Annotated in this window: 5 protein-coding genes and 1 pseudogene; 4 read left to right on the top strand and 2 right to left on the bottom strand. The window is 64.0% G+C overall.

The features are described 5' to 3' along the window. A partial coding sequence (locus ACHWRX_RS03755; RefSeq protein ID WP_394658139.1) for a M14-type cytosolic carboxypeptidase occupies positions 1-823 on the bottom strand: 823 nt, incomplete at its 3' end. Next, positions 820-1,425, bottom strand: a complete 606-nt coding sequence (locus ACHWRX_RS03750; protein ID WP_183617147.1) for a DUF4136 domain-containing protein — start codon at positions 1,423-1,425, stop codon at positions 820-822. The genes ACHWRX_RS03750 and ACHWRX_RS03755, both read right to left, overlap by 4 nt. Positions 1,426-1,633: 208 nt before the next feature. Between ACHWRX_RS03750 and ykgO the strand changes: the two genes are divergently transcribed. From ykgO to ACHWRX_RS03730, 4 genes and pseudogenes are all read left to right on the top strand, one after another. Then, positions 1,634-1,759 (top strand): type B 50S ribosomal protein L36, encoded by a 126-nt coding sequence (gene ykgO, locus ACHWRX_RS03745; protein ID WP_003046794.1) that lies wholly within the window; start codon positions 1,634-1,636, stop codon positions 1,757-1,759. 195 nt (positions 1,760-1,954) lie between these two features. Further along, complete coding sequence (locus ACHWRX_RS03740; RefSeq protein ID WP_394658140.1) at positions 1,955-2,506, top strand: HAD family hydrolase; 552 nt, start codon at positions 1,955-1,957, stop codon at positions 2,504-2,506. A 69-nt stretch (positions 2,507-2,575) separates the two neighbouring features. Further along, a complete protein-coding gene (locus ACHWRX_RS03735; RefSeq protein ID WP_394658138.1) occupies positions 2,576-3,232 on the top strand; it encodes a PEPxxWA-CTERM sorting domain-containing protein in 657 nt (218 codons plus the stop codon). 80 nt (positions 3,233-3,312) lie between these two features. Next, positions 3,313-3,709, top strand: a pseudogene (locus ACHWRX_RS03730) (L,D-transpeptidase); the annotation flags it as partial.

Genomic DNA, 3,709 nt, shown 5'->3' with positions numbered 1-3,709 from the left:
ACCCGGCCATGAACACCGCGGGGATAGCCTCGTCCCCATGAACATCCATGGCGAAATCGACCCCGGTCTCGTCCATCGCTGTGCGTAGCGCGAGCACCTCGGGAGAGCGTTCGGCGCTGGGATCCTGCCACTCACGGTTGAGGTTCACGCCGGCAGCGTTGGTGCGCAGGTGCCCGCGCGCTGAGCCATCGGGATTGGCATTGGGCACCAGATGCAGGCGACAGCGGCGGCGCAATTCGCGCGCGACCGAATTGGCGGGATCGGCCAGCAATTCCAGCGCGCCTTCCATCCACCATTCGGCCATCGATTCGCCCGGGTGCTGGCGGGCGTAGAGCCACACTTGCAGCGGACCATCGCCCAACTCCAGGCAATCGAGCGACCTGCCGTCCAGCGTTTGGCCCAGAGCGCGGTACGACACGCCCGGAGCGGAGGCGATTCGCGAAATTAGATCGTGATGCCGCTCCATCGAGTAGGGCGCGAAATAGGCAAACCAAGCCACGTCGCTGGTGGGCGTGTAGCGGATCGTCAACGTGCCGCCCTCAAGGCTTTCGTCCCACGCGCAATCGGCGAGGCCCCAGAACTGGCGGTCTTCCGAAACACGTGCGCGATAGCCCGGCCAGCCCATCGGGTAGGCAGAACCGTTGAGGCCGGTAATTCGCAAGGTCAGGGTCCGCCCGCGTGCGCCGGAAACGCGAAAGTGGAACCACTGCAGAAAACCGGAATCCTGATCCGGCCGGATCTTTAGGAGAGCCTCGTCCCCGGAGATCGAACGGACGTCGATATTGCCCGAATCAAAGGCGGAGGTGATCGCAATGTCACTCATGGGACGATGATCGTTTCGCCTGAGTTTCCAGGGAAACTTTTGAACAAGGCCTGCGCCATCTTGGCCGCGCCAAGTGACGTCTGAGCCAGAGGTGCCTTGGCGCTGACGCCGAATTGCGCGCGGCCTTCCCACAAGTTCTGGTTGCTCACGCGATCACGGATAGCCACGCTCAGGCGCGTGTTGACTTGCGCGGGCGGTGGACCCGAAAGGTTGATGCCAAGGCCGAGGCCCACGCCAGATCCGAAAGAGCCGGTGCCGCCGCCTACGCCTACCGAAACCGGACTGCCTCGCCGTTGGGGGGCGAGTGTCTCGCGATCGACGCTCAGCACCGCGATCTGGCTGGGCGCGGGACCGCCCGGCACGGCTTCGGCATAGCCTAGACGGGTCAATTCCCGGGCGATGGCGGCGGCATACGTACGATATTCGATACCGGCACCATCCTGGCCCGGGGCCGGATCTACACGGATCACCCCGCGGCCCAGCATCGCGGTGTCGGGCAAGTGGAAGCGGGTAACCTCGACCGGACCGACAGGAGTTGCGCAGCCTTGCAGCAGCGCCCCGGCGGCCAGGGCGGGGATCAGCGCGCGGGCGAAAGGCTTCATCGCATCGTCTCCGGATCGGACGGGACTTCTGAATAGGATCCCCGAGTTCCTTGGATTTGTGGATTCGCACCTCGGGTTGCAAGAGTGCACGGAGATCATCTCACCGGCGTGCGCTGGCTTGACTTCGATGGGCGGGACCCTTAACGGCGCGGCTTCGATTTTCCGGCGGTCGGGAACCGCCACAATAGCGAATCACGAGAGAACTGACATGAAGATCCGCAACAGCCTGAAGTCGCTGAAGGACCGCCACCGGGACAACCGCGTGATCCGCCGTCGCGGCCGGACTTATGTGATCAACAAGACCAACCGCCGCTTCAAGGCGCGTCAGGGCTGATTTCGACGCGCTCCCTTCGGGGAGCGCCGTCATTCGGCGGGATAAGCGCCGTTGAGGGCCCCCGCTACTGCGGGGGCTTTTGTCGTGTCTGAAGCAAAGCCGTCCGCGCGGGAGCCGCACGCTACGCACCATCCGGTCAAAGCGCCGGTCAAGGCGATCGTCTTTGATGTGGGCCGGGTGCTGGTGGAATGGGACATGCGCTGCCTGTTCGGCAAGCTGATCGCCGATCCCCAGCGGCTGGACTGGTTCCTGGCCACCGTGGTGACCGAGGAATGGCATTTCCAGCATGACGCCGGCGGGGACCTGGCGGAAATAGTGGCGGAGCGCAAAGCGCTGTTCCCGAAGGAAGCCGCGCTGATCGACGCCTACGCCACGCGCTTTCTGGAAACCATTCCCGGGCCCGTGATCGGCTCCACCGAACTGCTGAACCGTCTGGGCGAGCGAGATGTGCCGCTATATGCGATCACCAATTTCGCCAGCGTGTTCTGGGCCGAATTTTTTCCCACGCAACCGCATTTCAAGCACTTCCACGATATTGTGGTTTCGGGCGATGAGAAGATTGCCAAGCCCGACCGGCGCATTTTCGATCTGGCGGCGCAGCGGTTCGGGTTCGCTCCGGCGCAGATGCTGTTCATCGATGACAACGCCGCGAACATCGCCGCAGCGCGCGCTTTGAACTGGCAGGTGCACCACTTCCACGATGTCGCCACGCTGGAGCAGGACTTGTTACAGCGCGGTCTTCTTTAGGCGAGAATCTATAAGACGCTTGAGATCGATCCGATACCGAGGTTAACCGCAACCTCACGCCCGTAAAGCATGTTAAAACAGACTGATGCGGGGAAGGGCCCACTCTTGGAGGCGATAGCGGAAGTCCTGTCCAGGCTTGGGCCGCTGCAACGCAAGGTGCTGATCGCCTGTATTGCCGCGCTGGCCGGGCTGGGGGTGTTCGTCAGCTTTGCCAGTAGTCAGGACCGAGCTGCCATTTCCTCCGCCATTCGCGATCCCCTGTCGATCCTGCGCTCACGCTCGCCGGGGCAGCGGCCGAAGGGTGCGCTTTATCAGACCAAGCCACGCAAAGCGGCCATCACGCGGGCGCGGCCTCCGGTGATTGCTCCCCGACCGAAAGAGCGAGTGCTGGCGGTCGTGCGGCGGCGGCCTGTTCCTGCGCCACTCATAGAGCTTCCCGCGTTCGCGCTGCCGCCGGACGCTGGGCTGACAGGCTTCCCGGTGGGTGTTTTCGATCTGCCAGATCTTGGCAATGCGCTCTCTCCCCCTGGCTTCGACGTGCCGCCGTTCGCGTTCGGCGATCGCCCCCGGCAGACAGGCTCCGGGACGCCAACGCCCCCTATCACCCCCGGCGGCGCGGTGCCGGAAGTGGCGACGTGGCTGATGATGGTGATGGGGATCGGCGTGATCGGGCACGCGCTTCGTCGTCGGACCAGCGTTATCAATACGCCAGCGACCGGATCGTGAGCGTACGTAATGTCGTAACGAACCTGCTGAGAAGGATGGCCAGAACCGTCCCTCCCGCTTTGGCGATCACGGGCGCCGTGATGTCGATGACCATCCCGGCGCAAGCGGCGGAGACTACCGTTTCGCCACCCGTCACCAGCCGGCGCATCATCTACCCGGCAGCCCGCCTGCCCTCGCTGCGCCTCCCGAATGGAGAGCGGCAGACAGTGCGTAGTTTGCTGGATGTCCGCCAGCCGATGCGGTTCGGCAGCTATGTCTGGGATGATCGCGGTGTGCCGTCAGGCCCCGTGTGGATGCGGGTGGACCTGAGCCTGCAGACCATTTCCGTCTTCCGTGCCGGGCATGAAATTGGCTCTGCGGTGATTCTCTACGGCGCGGATCGCAAGCCCACACCGCCGGGCGTCTATCCCATTCTGGCGCGGGCGCGGCATCACCGCTCGAACCTCTACGATGCGCCCATGCCCTATATGTTGCGCC

Origin of the sequence: uncultured Novosphingobium sp., assembly GCF_964277725.1 — a bacterium.
GTDB classification, from domain to species: Bacteria; Pseudomonadota; Alphaproteobacteria; order Sphingomonadales; family Sphingomonadaceae; genus Novosphingobium; species Novosphingobium fluoreni.
Note: the sequence above shows the minus strand (reverse complement) of the source record. Positions and strands in the feature narration are given on the sequence as shown.